The sequence below is a fragment of the Microbacterium sp. GCM10027623 genome (genome assembly GCF_042666935.1).
In the GTDB taxonomy this organism is placed as follows: Bacteria; Actinomycetota; Actinomycetes; order Actinomycetales; family Microbacteriaceae; genus Microbacterium.
Window position 1 is genome coordinate 993288 of record NZ_JBHTHE010000002.1, and the last position, 19124, is coordinate 1012411.

Genomic DNA, 19124 nt, shown 5'->3' on the forward strand with positions numbered 1-19124 from the left:
CCGCACCTTCCGCACAGCCACCCGGAGATAGACTTGACGGGTTCGCGCGTCCTCCCGGTCGCGCAGTCGTCGAGTCGCGGAGGAGCGTCCATGCCGATCCTGCCGAGTATCACCGGTCCCAGAGACCTCGACCGGCTCACGCCGGAGCAGCTCGCCGAGCTGGCCGCCGAGATCCGTGCGTTCCTGGTCGAGAACGTCGCACGCACCGGAGGGCACCTGGGTCCCAACCTCGGCGTCGTCGAGTTGACGATCGCGCTGCACCGGGTCTTCTCCTCTCCGGAGGATCCGTTCATCTTCGACACCGGTCACCAGTCGTACGTGCACAAGCTGCTCACGGGACGGCAGGACTTCTCTCAGCTGCGCTCGCGCGGGGGCCTTGCCGGCTATCCCCAGCGTGCGGAGAGCCCGCACGACGTCGTGGAGTCCTCGCACGCGTCGAGCTCACTGAGCTGGGCCGACGGCATCTCCCGCGCCCTGACCGCCACCGGCCGCGCGGACCGCCATGTGGTCGCCGTCGTCGGTGACGGCGCGCTGACCGGTGGGATGACCTGGGAGGCGCTGAACAACATCTCCGACGACAACGAACGCAACCTCGTCATCGTCGTCAACGACAACGGCCGCTCGTATGCGCCCACGATCGGCGGTATGTCCCGCTATCTGAACCGGGTGCGCACGGCCGCGACCTATCGAGAGATGCATCGCAAGTCCGACCGGCTGTTCCGCGCCTTCGGGCCCTTCGGACGGGCGCTCTTCCGCGGCGTCCGCGGTGGGACGCGCGGCTTCCTGTCGCGCTTCACCAACAACGTCGCACTGTATTCCAACCTCGACATCAAGTACCTCGGCCCGGTGGACGGACATGACATCCCCGCGCTCCTCGAGACCCTGGAGCTGGCGAAGGACTACGGCGCACCGGTGATCGTGCATGTCATCACCGAGAAGGGCCGCGGCTATCAGCCCGCCAGGGATGACATCGCCGACCAGTTCCATGCTGTTGGGCGCATAGACCCCAAGACGGGCGATGCCCTCGGTGCTGCCTCGGGCGTCTCCTGGTCGTCGGTGTTCGCCGACGCGCTCGTCGAGGCCGGTGCCAGGAACGAGAAGATCATCGCCATGACGGCTGCGATGCTGCGCCCCACGGGCCTCGCACCGTTCGCGGAGCGCTTCCCGAACCGGGTCTACGACGTGGGCATCGCCGAGCAGCACGCCGTGGCCTCAGCAGCCGGCCTCGCCTACGGCGGATTGCACCCCGTGGTCGCGATCTACGCGACCTTCATGAATCGCGCCTTCGACCAGGTGCTGATGGACGTCGGGCTGCACAGGGCCGGCGTGACGTTCGTCCTGGACCGCGCCGGGGTCACCGGGCCGGATGGTCCGAGCCATCATGGCATCTGGGATCTGGCGATGCTGCAGATCGTTCCCGGCATCCGTATCGCCGCACCGCGCGACGCGACCCGTCTGCAGGAGCTTCTGGATGAGGCGGTGGCGGTGGACGACTCCCCGACGGTGATCCGCTACCCGAAGGGATCCGTCCCCGACGACATCCCTGCGATCGAACGGCTTCCCGATGGCGTCGACCTGCTGATGCGAGACGAGACCGAGGACGTGCTGCTGGTGGGCATCGGTCCGTTCGCGGCACTGGCACTGGACGTCGCCAGCCGATTGCGCGCTCAGGGCATCGGGGCGACGGTGATCGACCCGCGTTGGGCGATCCCCGTGCAGCCGTCCGTCCTGGAGCTGGCGGCACGGCACCGTCTGGTCATCACCCTGGAGGACGGCATCCGCGTGGGCGGTGTGGGAACCCGGGTGCGCCAGGTGCTGCGCGAGGCCGGGATCGACACGGCCGTCGACGAGCTGGGCGTGCGGGACGAGTTCATCGAGCACGCCACGCGCGAGCAGATTCTGCAGGATGCCGGGTTGACAGCGGCGAAGATCGCCCAGGACGTGGTTGCCCAGGTGCTCGGCAAGCGGGTGCCGGTGGCGCGTCAGTCGGGTGAGACCGGCGCGATCGAGCTGCCTGTCCACGAGTCCCGCTGACCTCAGGATCGCCTGCCAGGACCGAGGAGCCGACCTCAGCCGCGGGACTCCTGACGAAGCGGCCTGGTCGCCGCGCGGCCAGGTGGATCCGTGACTGCCGCGCGGCCAGGACGATCCGCGACCGTCGCGACGGGTCGTAGCGGGGGTGGCTCCTGCGAAGGGGCCACCCCCGCTCGACGTGGTGTGGTGGGCGCGTGCCGATCAGCTCGCGATGCCGCGGATGGGCGGGTTGTGGAACGTCGCACCGAACACGCGCTCCGAGGCGTCCTCGCGGTCCAGGTACGGTGAGGCACCGCCGTCGATGAACGGCCAGCCGGCGCCGAGGATCAGGCAGAGGTCGATGTCCTCGACCTCGGGCACGACGCCCTCATCGAGCATCAGCTTGATCTCCTGGGCGAGCCCGTCCTGCACGCGGCGGAGGATCTCGTCGGCGGATGCCGGAGTGCTCCCGGCGACCTGCTTGACGATCTTCTCGGCTGCCTTCGTGAAGCCGGTGACACGACCGCCCTTGTCCTTCTCGACGACCTGATCGAGATCGGCCAGTGCGTGGAAGTTCTCGTTCGCGTAGAAGCGGTCGGGGAAGTGACGGACCATGGTATCCTGCACGTGTGCGGCGACCTTCCACCCCACCAGGTCGATCAGCTGGAACGGACCCATCGGCAGACCGAGCGGTCCGAACGCCTTCTCCACGTCGGCGACCGGGGTGCCCTCGTACACGGCACGCGCCGCCTCGCCCATGACCTTCGCGAGCAGACGGTTCACGACGAACCCGGGCGCGTCGGCGGTGAGAACCGCATTCTTGCCCAGGCCCTTCGCGACGACGAATGCCGTCGACAGCGCGGCTTCCGATGTGGCATCCGTCTTCACGATCTCGATCAGGGGCATGACCGCGACCGGGTTGAAGAAGTGGAAGCCGACGAGTCGCTCGGGGTGCGCGAGCTTCGAGCCGATCTCGGCGACCGACAGCGAGGAGGTGTTGGTCGCGAGGATCGCGTCCTCGGCGATGAGCTTCTCGATCTCGCCGAACACCTGCTGCTTGACGCCGACCTCCTCGAACACCGCCTCGATGACGAAGTCGCAGTCCGCATACAGGGACTTGTCGGTGGTGCCGGTGACGAGCGCGCGCAGCCTGTTGGCGGTGTCGCCGTCCAGACGGCCCTTCGCCTCGAGCTTGCCGATCTCCTCGTGGATGTAGGCGACGCCCTTGTCGACACGCGCCTGGTCCAGGTCGGTGATGAGCACGGGCACCTGCAGCTTGCGCACGAACAGCAGCGCGAACTGGCTGGCCATCAGGCCCGCACCGATGATGCCGACCTTGGTGACCTTCTTCGCCAGTGCCTTGTCGGGGGCGCCGACAGGTCGCTTGGCGCGCTTCTGCACGAGGTCGAACGCGTACATCGACGCGGCGAACTGGTCGCCGGTGACGAGATCGGCGAGCGCCTCGTCCTCGCGGGCGAAGCCCTCGGCCCTGGTGCCGCTCTTGGCCTTGTCCAGCAGGTCCAGGGCGACGTACGGCGAGCGGGGAACCGTGCCGATCTTGGACTCCAGCATCCCGCGGGCCATCTTGATGGCGATGGGCCACTTCGTGAGTCGCTCGATCTTGCCCGGCTCGTTCTTGCGCTCGACCTTCTTGCCACCGAGGACGGCATCCGCCCAGGCCAGCGAGTTCTCCAGGAAGTTCGCGGCGGGGAAGATGGCATCCATCAGGCCCATCTCGAACGCCTGCTGGGGCTTGAGCATCCGGTTCTGCTTCAGCGGGTTCGAGATGACGACCTCGAGGGCGTTCTCGATGCCGATCAGGTTCGGGACCAGGTAGGCGCCGCCCCAGCCGGGGATGATGCCGAGGAATACCTCGGGCAGTGCGAGGGCCGCCGCCGACGCGTCCACGGTGCGGTACGAGGAGTTCAGGGCGATCTCCATGCCGCCGCCGAGGGCGAGGCCGTTCACGAAGGCGAACGAGGGGACGCCGAGCTCGGACAGCGAGCCGATCACCTTGTGACCGAGCTGCGCGATGAGGCGGGCGTTGTCCTTCGAACCGACCCGGCTGATGTCGGACAGGTCGGCTCCGGCAGCGAGGATGTACTGCTTTCCGGTGATGCCGACGGCCTGGATCTCGCCGGCCGCGGCTCGTGCCTTCAGTCCTGCGAGGGTCTCACCGAGCTCGGCGAGGGTCGCCGGGCCCAGCGTGTTCGGGCGGGTGTGATCGCGACCGTTGTCGAGCGTGATCAGGGCGAGGACCTTGCCCGAGGCGAGACGGATGTCGCGCACCGGGGAGTGTGTGATGACCTCTCCCTCGGTCAGTGCCATGATGGGTGCGAAGTCGACGTCGTCGTAGCTCACTTCTTCCTCTTCTTTCCGTCGAAGAACGGGTTCTCCCAGATGACCGAGCCACCCTGTCCGAGGCCGACGCACATCGCGGTGAGGCCGTAGCGGACATCGGGACGCTCGGCGAACTGGGCGGCGAGCTGGATCATCAGGCGCACGCCGGTCGCGGCGAGCGGGTGCCCGACGGCGATGGCGCCGCCCCACGGGTTGACGCGCGGGTCGTCATCGGCGATGCCGAAGTGGTCGAGCAGCGAGATCACCTGGATGGCAAAGGCCTCGTTCAGTTCGAACAGGCCGATGTCATCGATCGTGAGTCCGGCCTTCTTGAGCGCCTTCTCGGTGGAGGGGATCGGGCCGATGCCCATGATCTCGGGCTGCACTCCGGCGAACGCGAACGACACCATCCGCATCTTCGGGGTGAGGCCGAACTCCTTGACGGCGCCGCCGCCGGCCAGCAGCGACATCGTGGCGCCGTCGGTGAGGGGCGACGAGGTGCCGGCGGTGACCCTGCCGTGAGGGCGGAACGGCGTCTTCAGCGCGGCCAGGTCCGCCATGGTGGTCTGCGGGCGTCGGCCCTCATCCTCGGTGGCGAGCCCCCAGGCGCCGTCTGCGTCCTTGACGGCCACAGGCACCAGGTCGGGCTGGAGCTTGCCCGCGTCGTACGCGGCCTGCACCTTGTGCTGGCTGAGCATGCCGAACCTGTCGGAGCGCTCCTTGGTCAGGTGCGGGAAGCGGTCGAAGATGCGCTCTGCGGTCACGCCCATGTTCAGCGCGCCGGCGTCGACCATCTTCTCGGCGACGAACCGCGGGTTGGGGTCGGCGTTCGTGCCGATCGGGTGGTGGCCCATGTGCTCGACTCCGCCGGCGAGGGCGAGATCGTACATCCCGATGCCGATCGAGCCCGCCATGGTCGTCACGGAGGTCATCGCGCCCGCGCACATCCGATCGATCGCCAGTCCGGGGACGGTCTGAGGGAGCCCGGCGAGGATCGCGACCGAACGGCCGAGGGTGAGCCCCTGGTCTCCGGTCTGCGAGGTCGCGGCGATCGCCACATCGTCGATGCGGTCGGCCGGGACGGAGGCGTTGCGCTCCATCAGCCCGATCGTCGCCTTGACGGCGAGGTCATCCGCGCGGGTGTTCCAGTACATGCCCTTTTCGCCGGCGCGCCCGAAGGGTGTGCGCATTCCGTCGACGAAGAAGACGTCCGAGATCTCGGCCACTCCTGCCTCCATTGGTTTGGGATACCGCCAGCCTAGGAGTGGGCCCCGAGCGTCAGGAATCGGTTGGGTCGAACCTACGAAGCCGCTTCGACGGCATCCGAATCGATTTGCGGGCCTTCTACAAAGGCGGTCGCGATCTTCTGTGCAGTATGCGCAATCTGCCAGGGGCGCGCCCCGAGCTCGGCGAGCGCTTCGCCGATGGCCTCGGGTGTGAGCCCGGGCGGATGCCATGCCACCCGGCGCAGGTGGTCGGGGGTGAGGAGGTTCTCCGTCGGCATGTGCATCTCCTCGGCCAGGGCCTCGATGACCGGCCGGGCCGCCTTCAGACGGAGATCCGCCTCGGGATTGCGGTCAGCCCAGGCCCGCGGTGGCGGGAGGGCGTCGCTGGGAACACGTTCACGGGGGAGGTCCTCGGTCGTTCGTCCGCGCTCGATGGCGTCCCACCAGCGGTCGAGCTGGGTGCGACTGGCTCGACCATTGAAGTCCTTGAGCCCGGCCAGCGCCTGCTTGCTCGTCGGCGACGCGAGGACCGCGGCCAGCAGGGACCGGTCCGGGATCAGACGGCCGGGGGACACGTCGATCTCCTTCGCATACTCCTCGCGCGCGGTCCACAGTTCGCGCGCCACGGCGAGTTGCCGCGCTCCACGGACCTTGTGCAGCCCGCTCAGGCGGCGCCAGGGCTCGGCGCGCGCCGGCTTCGGCTCGCGCGTGAGAGTCGCCTCGAACTCCTCGCGAGCGATCTCCGTCTTGCCCGCCTCGCTGAGCTCCTGGGCGAGGACGTCGCGGACGTCGATGAGGTGGAACACGTCCAGTGCGCCGTACTCGAGCCACGACTCGGGGAGAGGACGCGTCGACCAGTCGGCGGCCGAGTGCGCCTTGGTCAAGGTGATGCCGAGCGCATGCTCGACGACGGCGGCCAGGCCGAACCCGTCGCTGCCGAGCAGCCGCGACGCCAGCTCGGTGTCGAAGATCGTCGCCGGGTTCAACCCCAGCTCGCGCAGCGACGGCAGATCCTGACTCGCGGCGTGGAAGACCCACTCCACGTCGCCGATGGCGCTCTGAAGGGCGGAGAAATCGCCGATCGCGGGCGGATCGAAGAGGAAGACGCCCGCACCGCGGCGGTAGACCTGCACGAGGTAGGCGCGCTGGGAGTAGCGGAAACCGGAGGCCCGCTCGACATCGACCGCCACGGGGCCGTCGGCCTGCGCAAGGGCGCGACATGCTTCCTCGAACTCCGTGCGGTCACTGATCACGGAGTATTCAGCCACGTCCGCCCCTTCTCGCGCCGAACACGGCGACGTCCTCGGACCCGGGCGGCAGACCCGCCAGCATCCCCACCAACTCCACCCATGCTTCCACATGCAGGCGGAGCGGCGCAGCGGGAGTCCAGGAGGCGCGCAGCTCGATCTGCGCGCCATCGCCTTCCCGGGAGAGCGATCCGAAGCCCTTGGAGAGCATCTTGGTGGAGGTGCCGGATGCCGAGTGGTAGCCGGCAGCGCGCGATTCCAGGGCGTCCACGAGCCAGGACCAGGCGACGTCCGCGAGCAGCGGGTCGGTGCCGATCTCGGGCTCGAGAGGCGCCTGCGCGAACGCGATGATCCGCCATGCCCCGTTCCAGGCGTCCGGCTCCTCCGGGTCATGCAGCAGCACGAAGCGCCCGGAGCCGTACGACGAGTCTCCGTGCTCGTCCGGTCGGACGTCCGCGGCGAACGCGATCGAGAAGGGCGCTATGCCGGTGGGAGAGGGGATCTCCCGCACGACGATGTCCGTCCGGAACGGGGTATCGCGCAGCTGGGCCGCGGCCTCGTCGAAGAGGGCTGCGGCATCCGGGTGTGCGGTCACGTGGACAGGCTAGAGTCAGGAGGCGATGAAGAGTCTCAGGCACGCCGTGGCCGTCGCCGTCCCCGCCCTGCTCGCGGTGGGCGCGGCAACTGCCTTCACCGTGCTCGCCACCGCCCGCCGCGTGGTCACGCCCTCGGTCCGTCGTCCGGACACGCACATCCTCGCCGTCGACACCGGGGCGCAGACCATCGAGCTCAGCCGCACCAGGGACACGGAGCTGCCCGGCCGCTACGGCCTGTTCACGTCGGGAACCTACGACTACGTGAAACTGGGCGCGGTGCTCAGTGCGGATGCGAGGACCGTGCGCCGCAAGCTGCTGACGCAGATCGAGGCGGGGTCGCAGGTCGATCGGGATGCCGCCTTCAGCGGCTGGTATTACGTCACGCCGAGCGAACTGCACCTGCCGTGGGAGAGCGTGCTCATCGGCTCCCCGGCTGGTCCCTGTCCGGCGTGGTTCTTCCCCGGCTCCTCGGACACGTGGGTGATCCAGGTGCATGGCAGGGGCACGACGCGCTCGGAGTGCCTGCGGGCGGTGCCGGTGTTCCACGCGATGGGACATCCCACGCTCGTCGTCTCCTACCGCAACGACGGGGAGGCGCCGCCGTCCCGCAGCGGCAGGTACGCGCTCGGCTCGTCGGAGTGGCGTGATGTGGATGCCGCCATCGGCCATGCTCTGCGCCACGGGGCGAAGCGCGTCGTGCTCATGGGCTGGTCCATGGGCGGTGCGATCGCGTTGCAGACCGCCGTCTCGTCGGAGCACAGAGAGCACATCGCCGCACTCGTCCTGGATTCGCCGGTCGTGGACTGGCGGACCGTGCTGCGGTTCCAGGCGCGCGAGCAGGGTCTGCGCGAGCCCATTCCCGCCCTCGCCATGGGGGTGTTGGAGAACACGGTGATGGCGCGCCTGCGGGGGGCGGAGGATGCGATCGAGTTCGATCGTCTCGACATGGTGGCGCGGGCATCGGAACTCGACGCACCGATCCTCATCCTGCACAGCGACGACGACGGGTTCGTGCCGTCCGACGCCTCTCACGCCCTTGCGGCGGCACGGCCCGACCTGGTGACCATGCCGACGTTCGCGGTGGCGCGTCACACCAAGCTCTGGAACTATGACCAGGCCGGCTGGACGGCTGCCATCACCGATTGGATGATCGCGCGGGAGCTCAGCGCTTCTGCCTGACCTGCTTCTTCGCCCGCATCAGCATGCCGGTCATGCCGCCGATCCGCAGCGGTGAGACGGCGCGGGTGAGCCCGATCGTCTGCGGGTAGTCGTTCGGGATGGCGAGCACCTCGTCGGGCGTGAGCCCGGTGATGCCCTGCACGAGGATACTGGCGAATCCTCGCGTGGTCGGGGCCTCCGGCGGCGCCGTCGCATGCATCGCGACGACGCCGTCGTTGACCTCGACGTAGATGTACACGGGGGACTGGCATTCGGCGACACGCTCGCACATCTCCGGATGGTTCGCGACCTCTTCCGAGACCTCGGGAAGCTCATTCGCGTACTCGAGCAGAAGCTCGAGGCGATCGGCTTCGGGGAGTTCCAGGAACTCGTCGCGGGTCGTGGCCAGCGTGTCGGGTACGTACGTGTCAGTCACCGTGCAATTCTCTCACCATCAGAGTGAGCCGGGCTCGCTGCCGCTGACGATCGGAACGCGCACAGCGCTGCCCCACTCGGTCCAGGACCCGTCGTAGTTGCGCACCTTCTCCAACCCGAGAAGGTGCTTGAGCACGAACCAGGTGTGGCTGGACCGCTCTCCGATGCGGCAGTACGCGATGACGTCGTCGCCGTCGGCGATGCCCGCCCCGTCACGGTAGATCGCGTCGAGCTCGGCGCGGGTCTTGAAGCCACCGTCCTCGGCGACCGCCTTGCCCCACGGCACGCTCTGAGCGGTGGGGATGTGGCCGGCGCGCAGGCTGCCCTCCTCGGGGTAAGCCGGGGCGGTGGTCCGCTCGCCGTTGTACTCCTCGGGGGAGCGCACGTCGATCAGCGGGCCCTGACCGATGAACGCCAGCACGTCCTCCTTGTAGGCGCGCAGCACGGAATCGTCGCGCTCGACGACCGGGTACTCGGTCGCCGCACGCACCGTCTTGTCGGTCGTGAGCGGGCGTCCCTCGGCGATCCACTTGTCGCGGCCGCCGTCCAGCAGACGCACGTCCTCGTGTCCGAACAGCGAGAACACCCAGAGCGCGTAGGCGGCCCACCAGTTGTTCTTGTCGCCGTAGATGACCACGGTGTCGTCCCGTGAGATGCCCTTGCGGCTGAGCAGGTCCGCGAAACCCTGGCCGTCGACGTAGTCGCGCACGACCGGGTCGTTGAGCTCGGTGTGCCAGTCGACCTTCACCGCTCCCGGGATGTGTCCCGTCTCGTACAGCAGGACGTCCTCGTCGGACTCCACGACGACCAGTCCCGGCGTGTCGACGTTCGCTGCCAGCCATTCCGTGGTGACGAGGCGGCCGGGTTCGGCGTACTCGGAGAATTTGGTGGATGAGTTGTCGTGCTCGACAGTCACAGTTGCTCCTCTGGATTCAGGACGCGGGGTTGGGTCGGTCGACGGCGTAATGTTGAGCCGTCTCCTTTGACCATAGATCCCTTTCGGCACGCCGGCATCCGGATCGTAAGACTATGACTTCAGGAATGTGATGACCCAGCAGACCAGCACCGGCGTCGTGCACCTCACCGAGCGCACACCGTCAGTCACCGGACCCGAGATGCTGGCGAGCCTGGTTCCGCCGCCGCAGTTCTCCTCCGCCACCTTCGACACCTATCGAGCCGATCCGACCTATCCCTCGCAGGCGGGTGCGAAGGACGCGCTGCAGCGCTTCTGCGGCGGCGGCGAGCCGGCGAAGAAGACGGGATTCTTCCGCCGCGCGCCGAAGCCCACGCCGATGAAACCGGGCGTCTACCTCGACGGCGGCTTCGGCGTGGGGAAGACGCACCTGCTGGCGGCGGTGTATCACGCGCTGCCAGCGCGACGGAAGTACTTCGGCTCGTTCATCGAGTACACGGCCCTCGTCGGAGCCCTCGGTTACCGCAACACGGTGGACCTGCTGCGCGGCGCCGATCTGCTGTGCATAGACGAGTTCGAACTCGATGACCCGGGCGACACGATGGTGATGACACGCCTGCTCGGCGAACTCGTGGCGTCCGGTACGAAGCTCGCCGCCACCTCGAATACCCCGCCGAACGCGCTCGGGGAGGGCCGCTTCGCCGCGCAGGACTTCCTGCGCGAGATCCATGCGATGTCCGACAGCTTCGAGACTCTCCGCATCGACGGCGTGGACTACCGGCAGCGGTCCATCGACGGCAGCGCCGCCGTGCTGGACGACGCGGACTATGCGCGGCGCCTGGCCGACGCGGCCGGCGACGGCGTCGCCTCGGACGACGAGTTCTCCGACGTCATCCGCCACCTGGCCAAAGTGCATCCGTCCCGCTACATCCGCATGATCGACGGACTGGACGTCGTCGGGCTGCGGGATGTGCGCGTGCTCACGGATCAGTCCGAGGCCCTGCGCTTCGTGGCGTTCGTCGACCGGGTGTACGACGCGCAGCTGCCGGTCCTGGCCACCGGAGTAGGACTGGACTCGGTGTTCGCCGACGAGATGATGGGCGGCGGATATCGCAAGAAGTACCTGCGCGCCGTCTCCCGCCTCAATGCCCTCACGCACTCCGCGGACACCGTGTAACGAGATCGTCATTTCGACACCGCCCGCGTAACACGATCGCAACACGGGGTGCGTACGGCCGAAACACGGCGATCCCAGACTTGACCTCATTCTTCGATGAAAGAGGTTCGACATGGATGCTGCTGGGAACATCTCCTGGGCCATCACCGCGACCGCGCTCGTGCTGCTGATGACGCCCGGAGTCGCGTTCTTCTACGGCGGGCTGGTCAAGGCAAAGAGCGTCATCAGCATGATGATGATGAGTTTCGGCGCGATCGGCCTGATAGCCGTGCTGTGGGTGCTCTACGGCTACTCGATGAGCAGTGTGGCCGACCCCGCGCACTTCGCCGGCGACCCACTCGCCGACTTCGGCCTCGCCGCCACGACGGAGGGCGACGGCTCGAACGTGGCGCTGCTGAGCATCGCATACGGCGCGACCTTCGCCATCATCACGATCGCCCTCATCTCCGGTGCGATCGCGGATCGTGCCCGCTTCGGCCCGTGGCTGATCTTCGTGGGCGTGTTCGGCACGATCGGATACTTCCCCATCGCCGCCTGGGTCTGGGGCGGAGGCTGGATCATGAACCTCGGCACCGCGCTGTTCGGAGCCGACAGCGGCATCGCCGTGATCGACTACGCCGGCGGCACGGCCGTGCACATCAACGCGGGAGCCGCAGCTCTGGCGCTGTCGCTGGTCCTCGGCAAGCGCATCGGATTCCAGAAGGGCATCCTGAAGCCGCACAACGTCCCTCTGACGCTGCTGGGAGCCGCGCTGCTCTGGTTCGGTTGGTTCGGCTTCAACGCAGGCGCCGAGTGGCTGGCGGAGGACATGGGCAATGTCGGCCTGATCGCCATCAACACCCTGGGTGCGTCGGCCGCCGGCATCCTCGGCTGGATCCTCATCGAGAAGATCCGCGACGGCAAGCCGACCTCGGTGGGCGCGGTGTCCGGTCTGGTCGCCGGCCTCGTCGCCATCACCCCGGCCTGCGCCAACCTGGCTCCGGGATGGGCGCTCCTGCTCGGCGCGCTCTCGGGCATCGCCTGCGCGCTGGCCGTCGAGATGAAGTTCCGCCTCGGCTTCGACGACTCGCTCGACGTCGTGGGGCTGCACCTCGTCGGCGGCGTGCTCGGCACCGTCTACCTGGGCTTCTTCGCAATGGATCAGGGACTGTTCACAGGTGGGGATGCGCGACTGCTGGCCGTGCAGGTCATCGCCTGCGGCGGCGTGATGCTCTACTCGTTCATCGTGGCATTCGCCATCGGCTTCGCGATCGAGAAGACCATCGGCTTCCGGGTCACAAGCGAGGCCGAGGTCGCCGGAGTGGACCAGGCCGTGCACGGCGAGGAGGGTTACGCCCTCGTCAACTGACCACCCGCGGCTAGGGTGAATGCGTGAGTTCGACCAAGCGCATCCTGGCCACCGTGGCAGACATGATCGTCCGGATGCTGGCGAAGGAAGACCCGAAGAGGCCTTCCCGACCCCGGCATCCGGACGCCGTGCTGCGCCCGGACGGTCGCGAGCAGGCCCGCCCCTCGAACCGTGAGACGCAGCATCGCTCCGCCGCGGAGGGACCGGGACGGACGCAGGGCTCCCGGACGATCCAGGTCGATCCGGAACGCGTGCACGACGTGAACGTCGGGTACTCCCCGTCGCACAACCGCCTGCCGGACTCCGGCGAGGTGATCTGGACCTGGGTGCCCTACGAGGAGAACGACGGCCGCGGCAAGGACCGCCCCGTGCTGGTGATCGGAAGGCAGTCCGCCGACCGGGTGTACGCCGTGCGGATGACCAGCAGGGCGCACGACGGCGATCGGGACTACCTGTCGATCGGTTCCGGCGACTGGGACGCTCAGGGCCGGGAGTCGTGGGTGGACATCGAGCAGCTCTACAGCGTGCACGACGCGGGCATGCGCCGCGAGGCCGCGGCACTCGACCGCGCGCGCTACGACCGGGTCGCCCGGGCACTCATCAGCCGCTACGGCTGGGCGAAGGAGTAGCGGCGGACGGACCGGGCTAGCACCCGCCGGACGCGACGGCAAGGCGCGTGCGCCGGCCGCATCCGACCCGCAAGGTGGACGCATGGACAACAGGCCGACGGGGTGGACCGAGGTGGCCCCCGGAATCAATCGTCTCGATGTCGCGCACGTCAACTGCTACCTCGTTGCCGCCGAAGGCGGTCTGACGCTCGTCGACGCGGGGCTGCCGGGTACGGCGGGCCTGCTCGATGCGCTTCTCGCGCGGCTCGGTGCGCGAAGGAGCGACATCGACGCCGTCATCCTCACGCACGGCCACTTCGACCACGTCGGCATGGCGCGCTCACTGCGCGAGGAGGGGGTCGATCTGCTGGTCCATCCTGATGATGCCGCCCTGGTGCGCCATCCGTACCGCTACGCGCACGAGCGACCCCGGTGGGCCTACCCGCTGCGGTATCCGCGCGCGATCCCCGGGCTGATCTCGATGGCGGCGCACGGGGCGTTGACCGTGAAGGGGACGAGCGCCACTCCTGCCATCGCGGACGGGCAGATTCTGGATGTCCCGGGGCGGCCGAGGGTGATCTGGACCCCCGAACACACCGGTGGACACTGCGCCTTCGTGTTCGAGCACCTGGGAGTGACGATGTGCGGCGACGCGATCGTGACGCTCGATCCCTACACCGGACGCCGCGGACCGCAGATCGTCGCGGGTGCCGCCACCGCCGACAGCGCCAGAGCGCTGCAATCCGTGGAGGGTCTCCGCAGTGCGGACGCCGGGGTTCTGCTTCCCGGGCATGGCGAACCGTGGACGCGCGGCCCCGACGCGGCGATCGCGGCGGCGCTGAGGATCGGGCGGCACTGAAGGTCGGGCGGCACTGCGCACCGACGCGGCGCTGACCGACCGGCGGTGAGCACCGGCCGGTCTCGGCGAGTCAGTCCCGCGGGATGTCGCGTCCGTCGGGGTGCAGGACGACCTTGATGCAGCCGTCGTCCTTGCGCTGGAAGACGCCATAGAGGTCGGGAGCCTCGCCGAGCGGGGCGTGGTGGGTGACGAGGTCCATCACCCCGAGCGGGTCGCCCGGGGCGCGGACGAACGGAGTCAGATCGTCGATCCAGCGCTTGACGTTGCACTGTCCCATGCGCAGGGAGATCTGCTTGTCGAACATCGTCTTCATCGGCAGGATGTCCGCGTCACCCGCATACACACCGGAGAGCGAGATGGTTCCGCCTCGTCTCACGAGGTCGACGGCCGCGTGCAGTGCGGCCAGGCGGTCCACACCGGCGTGGGAGAGCATCGGACGCGACAGGGCATCGGGCAGCATCCCGACGGCTTGCTGCACGGCCTTGATGCCTGGGCTGCCGTGCGCTTCGAGCCCGACGGCATCGATGACGGAGTCGGGACCGCGCCCCTCCGTGAGATCCCGCAGTTCGGGGATGACGTCGTCGGTGAGGTCGAAGACCTCGATGCCGTGACGGATCGCCATCTGACGGCGCTCGGGGACCGGGTCGATCGCAAGAACGCGGTGACCGCGGGATCGGGCGATGCGGGTGACGAACTGACCCACCGGTCCCAGCCCGAGCACGGCGACCACACCGTCGGGTGGCACGTGCGCGTACTCGACACCCTGCCATGCGGTGGGCAGGATGTCGCTCAGGAACAGCCAGCGCTCGTCGGGAAGGTCGTCATCGACGACGATGTGGTTGTAGTCCGCGAGCGGTATCCGCAGGTACTCGGCCTGACCGCCGGGGACCTGGCCGTACAGCTTGGTATAGCCGAAGAGCGACGCACCGCTGTCGTACTCGCGCACCTGGGTCGTCGAGCACTGGGACTGCAGCCCGTGCACGCAGAACCAGCACTCTCCGCAGGCGATGTTGAACGGCACCACGATCCTGTCTCCGACGTGCAGGCTCTGCACGTCGGCGCCCACCTCGACCACCTCGCCCATGGTCTCGTGCCCGAGGATGTCGCCGCGATCCATGAACGGACCGAGCAGCTCGTACAGGTGCAGGTCCGACCCGCAGATCGCCGTCGAGCTGACGCGGATGATGGCATCCGTCGGCTCGATGATGCGCGGGTCGGGGACGTCATCCACACGGACGTCGCGCTTTCCCTGCCAGGTCAGTGCTCTCATGATTCGCTCCTCTTCTGCTCTCCGGCTGCCCGCGCAACCACGCGATTCGGTGGGCACGTGCAGCCGGCCGACGGGATATCGGCTTCCGATCGTCCGCGCGCGTGGACGAGAAGGGAACGGGGGCGCGTGATGCGACCGATTGTGATAGGCGTCTGCGCTCACAGAGCCGCGGCGATGGCCGCGGCAGCAGTGCGGTGTCGGAACGAGAACCCGGTGCCGGTGAGCACTCCCGGCACGGCCTCCACGGACGACAGCAGAAGCGAGTCGGCGGCACTGCGGCTCAGACCCAGCCGCAGTGCCCAGGCGGGCGCGGGCAGCAGGAAGGGACGATTCAGGCGATGAGCGAGTTCGCGTCCGATCTCGCCGGCCGTCGCCGCAGTGGGCCCGCTGAGGTTCACCGGGCCCACCTGGCTGCCGTCGAGGAGGTGGCGGATCGCAGCGACCTCGTCCGTCAGAGAGATCCACGGCCAGAGCTGGGTCGCCGGGCCCAGCGGGCCGCCCAGCCCCCATCGGGTGAGAGCGATCATCGGCTTGAGCACGGCATCCGGATGCAGCAGAGGGGCAGTGCGCAGCAGGACGACGCGAGCACGGTCGGCCGCGGCGAGGGCGGTGCGCTCCCATTCCACGCACAGTTCGGCGAGGAACGTGCGGCCCGGTCCCGCCGTCTCGTCGACCGCTGCACCATCCCGGTCGCCGTAGTAGCCGACGGCGGATGCCGAGAGAAGGGCGGGAGCGTCCGTGCCCAGGCCGGCCAACGCGCCAGCCAGCACGCGGGTCGGACGCAGTCGTGACTCGCGGAGCACCGTGCGGTAGCCGGCAGTCCAGGGCAGGCGCGCGATGCTCGCCCCGTTGAGGTTCACGACCGCGTCAGCGCCGGCCAGGACATCGGGGGAGAGGGCGCCGGACCCCGTGAGCCATTCGATCTCGTGCGCGGCCCGTGCGGGACGGCGGACGAGGTGGACGACCTCGACGTCATCGCGTCGCAACGACGCGGTGAGCGCTCGGCCGATGAGGCCGGCGGCGCCGGAGATGACCACTCGTCTCGCTGACATGGGCGTCCTCCTCGTGCGGCTCTGATCGACATTACGTCGTGGAGCACGGACGCGGGGGAGATGACGAAGAGCCCCAGGTCTGCCGGGGCTCTTCGTGTGCGGTGTGGGCGATACCGGACTCGAACCGATGACCTCTTCCGTGTGAAGGAAGCGCGCTACCAACTGCGCCAATCGCCCGTGTGGAGTTGTCTCGTGCACCGTGGCACAGATCAAGAGCATACCCGATCCGAGGGTCCTGTCCGACACGGCGACGTCCTCCGGGCGTGGCGTCCGGCGGCCCTCCCGGGTGGACACGCCCGGCGGCGTGGAGCGGTTTGGTGATGCGCTGAACCTGAGATAATGTATTGCAAGTGCCCGGGCAGCCGGGAACGAAATGCGGATGTAGCGCAGTTGGTAGCGCACAACCTTGCCAAGGTTGGGGTCGCGAGTTCGAGTCTCGTCATCCGCTCGAGTGCAGGATTCTCTCCGGAGGAGCCGGCATGTGGGTTCCAATCCACCTCTGGTGGCGTGGCCGAGTGGCTAGGCACCGGCCTGCAAAGCCGTTTACACGGGTTCGAATCCCGTCGCCACCTCGCTCACAACTGAATAGCCTTCTAGGCGCGATTGGCGCAGCGGTAGCGCGCTTCCCTGACACGGAAGAGGTCACTGGTTCGATCCCAGTATCGCGCACAAGAAAAGCCCCGGTTATCCGGGGTTTTTTTCTGTCCAGATGGGCGCGTGCAACATGCGTGCAATACGGATCTACTCGATACCCAGCTTCTTGGCGAGTTCTTCGACGAGGGCACCACCGTCTTTCATCGGTGAGCGTCGACCAACTGCAATCGCAGATCTCTGATACTCCGTGGTCGGGTCGAATCCGTTTCGAAGTAGGAGTTGTGCTGAAGCCGTGGCAACCAGAGCCATTGCGATATCGATCGTTTCAGTGAGCCGGTCTTGGTCGGCGACGCCCTGCGTGTGAAACTGACCCGGGCGCCATTCGATGGGATCACTGGTCATCGTCTGAAGGTCGAGGATGGCCCACGTCTTACCGTGGGCTGCTGCGCTGGCCGTTCGCCACGCGGCTTCACATGCCCCGGGGTCTCTTTCAGCGGGAGGTGCCGCCAAACGGATCATCTCGACGTACGTAGGCATTCTGTCTACGGCGGGACCGTATGCCTTCCACTCTTGCGCGCGTGCGGCGTGCCATTCGATTCTCTGCTCTGTCGCGCGCACGTCGTCACCTTTTGCGATATAGGCAAGACGCTGTTCCCGTAGGTCGTCCCTAACGGCGCGGATCAGCCGTGCGATTGCCTCACCGGAGTTGTTGGCTCGGGTCAACCACAGGGACTGTGCCGCGCCCTCCATGGCAGCGCGCGACAGCGTATGGAACCAGCGAAAGCCCTGATGCGTAATCCCTAGTTTCCCGCGCTCGTCGGTTGGAATTGTGATGTCCGCCCATAGCAACATGTGATCCAACGCTGAGCGCACGCCCTCGCGTGCCCACTGACTGTATGACTCCCGCGGGTACAGATCGTCGAGTTGTGCTGATTGGCTTCCGGCAAGCGGTACAGTACATCGCGCATGCACGTCCGCGATCGTGCGCGCGAGGACGGCAGACTCTGCCCAGCGCTGTAATATCTCGGGCCGAACGGGGGTGCGTGGCTGATTCATAGTTCCGATCATGTCGGATGATCAGCTAAAGCAGTGTTGAGATGAGTTCGCGGCGAGCGTTTACGGCGTCGCGGATGCGGCGGGCGGTGTCGTCGCGCCATGTCTGCAGTTCGGTGGCTTGGTGTGCTTGTTCTGTCTCGATGTGGCGGCGCGCGCGAGCGGTCGCCGTGGCTATGGTGTCCTCGCTGAGTGCGTGGCCGGTGCATACGACCGCCACGGCGCCGCCTGACAGCCCGAAAAGGGCCGGAGGCATGCCGATCTGTCGCTGTCGGGGAATCCACGTCAGAGGCGCGCTGGGGCCGGTCACAGGATACGAAACGATGGTGATGCGGCGCTGCTCGGGCGTGATGCCGTCGACGCGCTGGGGAGTGTCCCAGTCGATGGTCGGCAATGACAGATCGATCGCGGTCATGATCGATGCCGCGGGGTCGAGATCCGGACCGAACGCTGAGGGTTCGAGTCGGTAGACCATGGCGACGCCGTGGAGGTATCGGGACTCGAGCTCGTCGGAAAGTAGGGGTCCGTTGAACAGTCGGGTCAGGTTCGGGGGCGTGACATTTACGGTCATGGCTTGTCCATTCAGTAGGGGAGCGGCGATGAGCCGCCGGCGGTGTGGTCGAGCGTGTACAGGCCGTCGTCGTCACCCTCGAGAATGGTGATTGTCTCCATCTCGGTGAGCTCGGTGAATGACGGTGCGGCGTAGTGCGCAACGGTCGGGCGCCGCTCGATCATGTTGAGTCGTTCCCGCTGCGAGAGTCGCGCGTAAGGGGATTCGAACGCGGGTGCGGCCGACTCGGGCTCCGGTGCTCCGAGCCGTTCGCGGCGCTCATCCGTCACTGGTGCGGCCACGGGGTCGGCAAACTTCGGGAAAGGATCGGGGCGCATCGGAATGCCGTTGGTGAGCATCGCATCCCACAGGCTCGGCTTCTTGCTCTTGTCCACCAGGTGACCGACCCGCGACGGCGTCGCCGGCGCGGGAGCAGGGGGCGGGGTGAACTTCGGGGCGGGCTTCAGCGACCAGGTGAACGCGTTGCCTTCGCGCTGCTTCAGCACGACGCGATCAGCGACCCGGCGCACGGTCGATGCAGCGTGACCGGCGGCGACAGCGTGCGCGGTCACATCGCCGGCGGGGGCCGTGCCGTCATTCTCGCGCAGGTAGGACTTGATGCACTGCTCAACGTCATGGGTGCTCATGGCACTGCTCACTCTCATTTCGGTGAAATCGGACGCAC

The 19124-nt window shown here is 67.8% G+C and carries 17 protein-coding genes and 4 tRNA genes; 9 read left to right on the forward strand and 12 right to left on the reverse strand.

The genetic code is table 11. The features are described from left to right. The first annotated feature begins 90 nt into the window (after positions 1–90). Positions 91–2034 (forward strand): 1-deoxy-D-xylulose-5-phosphate synthase, encoded by a 1944-nt coding sequence (gene dxs, locus ACFQY2_RS12120; RefSeq protein WP_378746075.1) that lies wholly within the window; start codon positions 91–93, stop codon positions 2032–2034. 201 nt (positions 2035–2235) lie between these two features. Here dxs and ACFQY2_RS12125 read toward each other — a convergent pair whose 3' ends face one another. The 4 genes from ACFQY2_RS12125 to ACFQY2_RS12140 all read right to left on the reverse strand — a co-directional run bounded on the left by ACFQY2_RS12125 (position 2236) and on the right by ACFQY2_RS12140 (position 7421). Further along, positions 2236–4341, reverse strand: a complete 2106-nt coding sequence (locus ACFQY2_RS12125; protein WP_378746170.1) for a 3-hydroxyacyl-CoA dehydrogenase NAD-binding domain-containing protein — start codon at positions 4339–4341, stop codon at positions 2236–2238. Positions 4342–4370: 29 nt separating this feature from the next. Continuing rightward, positions 4371–5579 (reverse strand): thiolase family protein, encoded by a 1209-nt coding sequence (locus ACFQY2_RS12130; protein ID WP_378746076.1) that lies wholly within the window; start codon positions 5577–5579, stop codon positions 4371–4373. Positions 5580–5653: 74 nt separating this feature from the next. Beyond that, entirely contained in the window at positions 5654–6847 is a 1194-nt protein-coding gene (locus ACFQY2_RS12135) for a ribonuclease D (RefSeq protein ID WP_378746077.1), read from the reverse strand. Continuing rightward, on the reverse strand, positions 6840–7421 hold the full coding sequence (locus ACFQY2_RS12140; RefSeq protein ID WP_378746078.1) for a DUF3000 domain-containing protein: 582 nt from the start codon (positions 7419–7421) through the stop codon (positions 6840–6842). Before ACFQY2_RS12140 ends, ACFQY2_RS12135 begins: the two co-directional genes overlap by 8 nt. A 25-nt stretch (positions 7422–7446) precedes the next feature. Between ACFQY2_RS12140 and ACFQY2_RS12145 the strand changes: the two genes are divergently transcribed. Next, entirely contained in the window at positions 7447–8601 is a 1155-nt protein-coding gene (locus tag ACFQY2_RS12145; protein ID WP_378746079.1) for an alpha/beta hydrolase family protein, read from the forward strand. Here the strand turns inward: ACFQY2_RS12145 and ACFQY2_RS12150 are convergent. Both ACFQY2_RS12150 and ACFQY2_RS12155 read right to left on the reverse strand, forming a co-directional pair. Beyond that, positions 8585–9016, reverse strand: a complete 432-nt coding sequence (locus ACFQY2_RS12150; protein ID WP_378746080.1) for a SufE family protein — start codon at positions 9014–9016, stop codon at positions 8585–8587. The genes ACFQY2_RS12145 and ACFQY2_RS12150 overlap by 17 nt on opposite strands. Before the next feature lie 18 nt (positions 9017–9034). Beyond that, positions 9035–9931: a sulfurtransferase gene (locus tag ACFQY2_RS12155; protein ID WP_378746081.1), complete on the reverse strand. Its 897-nt coding sequence runs from the start codon at positions 9929–9931 to the stop codon at positions 9035–9037. A gap of 130 nt (positions 9932–10061) precedes the next feature. Here ACFQY2_RS12155 and zapE point away from each other — a divergent pair, with 130 nt between their 5' ends. The 4 genes from zapE (at position 10062) to ACFQY2_RS12175 (ending at position 13920) form a co-directional block, all read left to right on the forward strand. Further along, positions 10062–11105: a cell division protein ZapE gene (gene zapE / locus ACFQY2_RS12160; RefSeq protein WP_378746083.1), complete on the forward strand. Its 1044-nt coding sequence runs from the start codon at positions 10062–10064 to the stop codon at positions 11103–11105. 112 nt (positions 11106–11217) lie between these two features. Beyond that, positions 11218–12453, forward strand: a complete 1236-nt coding sequence (locus ACFQY2_RS12165) for an ammonium transporter (RefSeq protein WP_378746084.1) — start codon at positions 11218–11220, stop codon at positions 12451–12453. 23 nt (positions 12454–12476) lie between these two features. Continuing rightward, a complete protein-coding gene (locus tag ACFQY2_RS12170; protein ID WP_378746085.1) occupies positions 12477–13082 on the forward strand; it encodes a type II toxin-antitoxin system PemK/MazF family toxin in 606 nt (201 codons plus the stop codon). Between the two features lie 82 nt (positions 13083–13164). After that, the gene (locus tag ACFQY2_RS12175) at positions 13165–13920 is read left to right on the forward strand and encodes an MBL fold metallo-hydrolase (protein WP_378746086.1); all 756 of its coding nucleotides are present in this window, start codon (positions 13165–13167) and stop codon (positions 13918–13920) included. A gap of 70 nt (positions 13921–13990) precedes the next feature. Here ACFQY2_RS12175 and ACFQY2_RS12180 read toward each other — a convergent pair whose 3' ends face one another. The 3 genes from ACFQY2_RS12180 to ACFQY2_RS12190 form a co-directional block, all read right to left on the reverse strand. Continuing rightward, complete coding sequence (locus ACFQY2_RS12180; RefSeq protein WP_378746087.1) at positions 13991–15190, reverse strand: alcohol dehydrogenase catalytic domain-containing protein; 1200 nt, start codon at positions 15188–15190, stop codon at positions 13991–13993. A 158-nt stretch (positions 15191–15348) separates the two neighbouring features. Next, on the reverse strand, positions 15349–16242 hold the full coding sequence (locus ACFQY2_RS12185) for a TIGR01777 family oxidoreductase (RefSeq protein ID WP_378746089.1): 894 nt from the start codon (positions 16240–16242) through the stop codon (positions 15349–15351). A gap of 104 nt (positions 16243–16346) precedes the next feature. Beyond that, positions 16347–16419, reverse strand: a tRNA-Val gene (locus tag ACFQY2_RS12190). A 198-nt stretch (positions 16420–16617) separates the two neighbouring features. Between ACFQY2_RS12190 and ACFQY2_RS12195 the strand changes: the two genes are divergently transcribed. The 3 genes from ACFQY2_RS12195 to ACFQY2_RS12205 all read left to right on the forward strand — a co-directional run bounded on the left by ACFQY2_RS12195 (position 16618) and on the right by ACFQY2_RS12205 (position 16911). After that, positions 16618–16690 (forward strand) — tRNA-Gly (locus tag ACFQY2_RS12195). A gap of 53 nt (positions 16691–16743) precedes the next feature. Further along, a tRNA-Cys gene (locus ACFQY2_RS12200) sits at positions 16744–16814 on the forward strand. A 25-nt stretch (positions 16815–16839) separates the two neighbouring features. Continuing rightward, a tRNA-Val gene (locus ACFQY2_RS12205) sits at positions 16840–16911 on the forward strand. A gap of 72 nt (positions 16912–16983) precedes the next feature. Here ACFQY2_RS12205 and ACFQY2_RS12210 read toward each other — a convergent pair. The 3 genes from ACFQY2_RS12210 to ACFQY2_RS12220 all read right to left on the reverse strand — a co-directional run bounded on the left by ACFQY2_RS12210 (position 16984) and on the right by ACFQY2_RS12220 (position 19086). After that, positions 16984–17892, reverse strand: coding sequence for a hypothetical protein (locus ACFQY2_RS12210; protein ID WP_378746090.1), 909 nt, complete (start codon positions 17890–17892; stop codon positions 16984–16986). Between the two features lie 25 nt (positions 17893–17917). Further along, positions 17918–18364: a hypothetical protein gene (locus tag ACFQY2_RS12215; protein ID WP_378746091.1), complete on the reverse strand. Its 447-nt coding sequence runs from the start codon at positions 18362–18364 to the stop codon at positions 17918–17920. 107 nt (positions 18365–18471) lie between these two features. After that, positions 18472–19086 (reverse strand): hypothetical protein, encoded by a 615-nt coding sequence (locus ACFQY2_RS12220; protein ID WP_378746093.1) that lies wholly within the window; start codon positions 19084–19086, stop codon positions 18472–18474. Positions 19087–19124 lie beyond the last annotated feature (38 nt).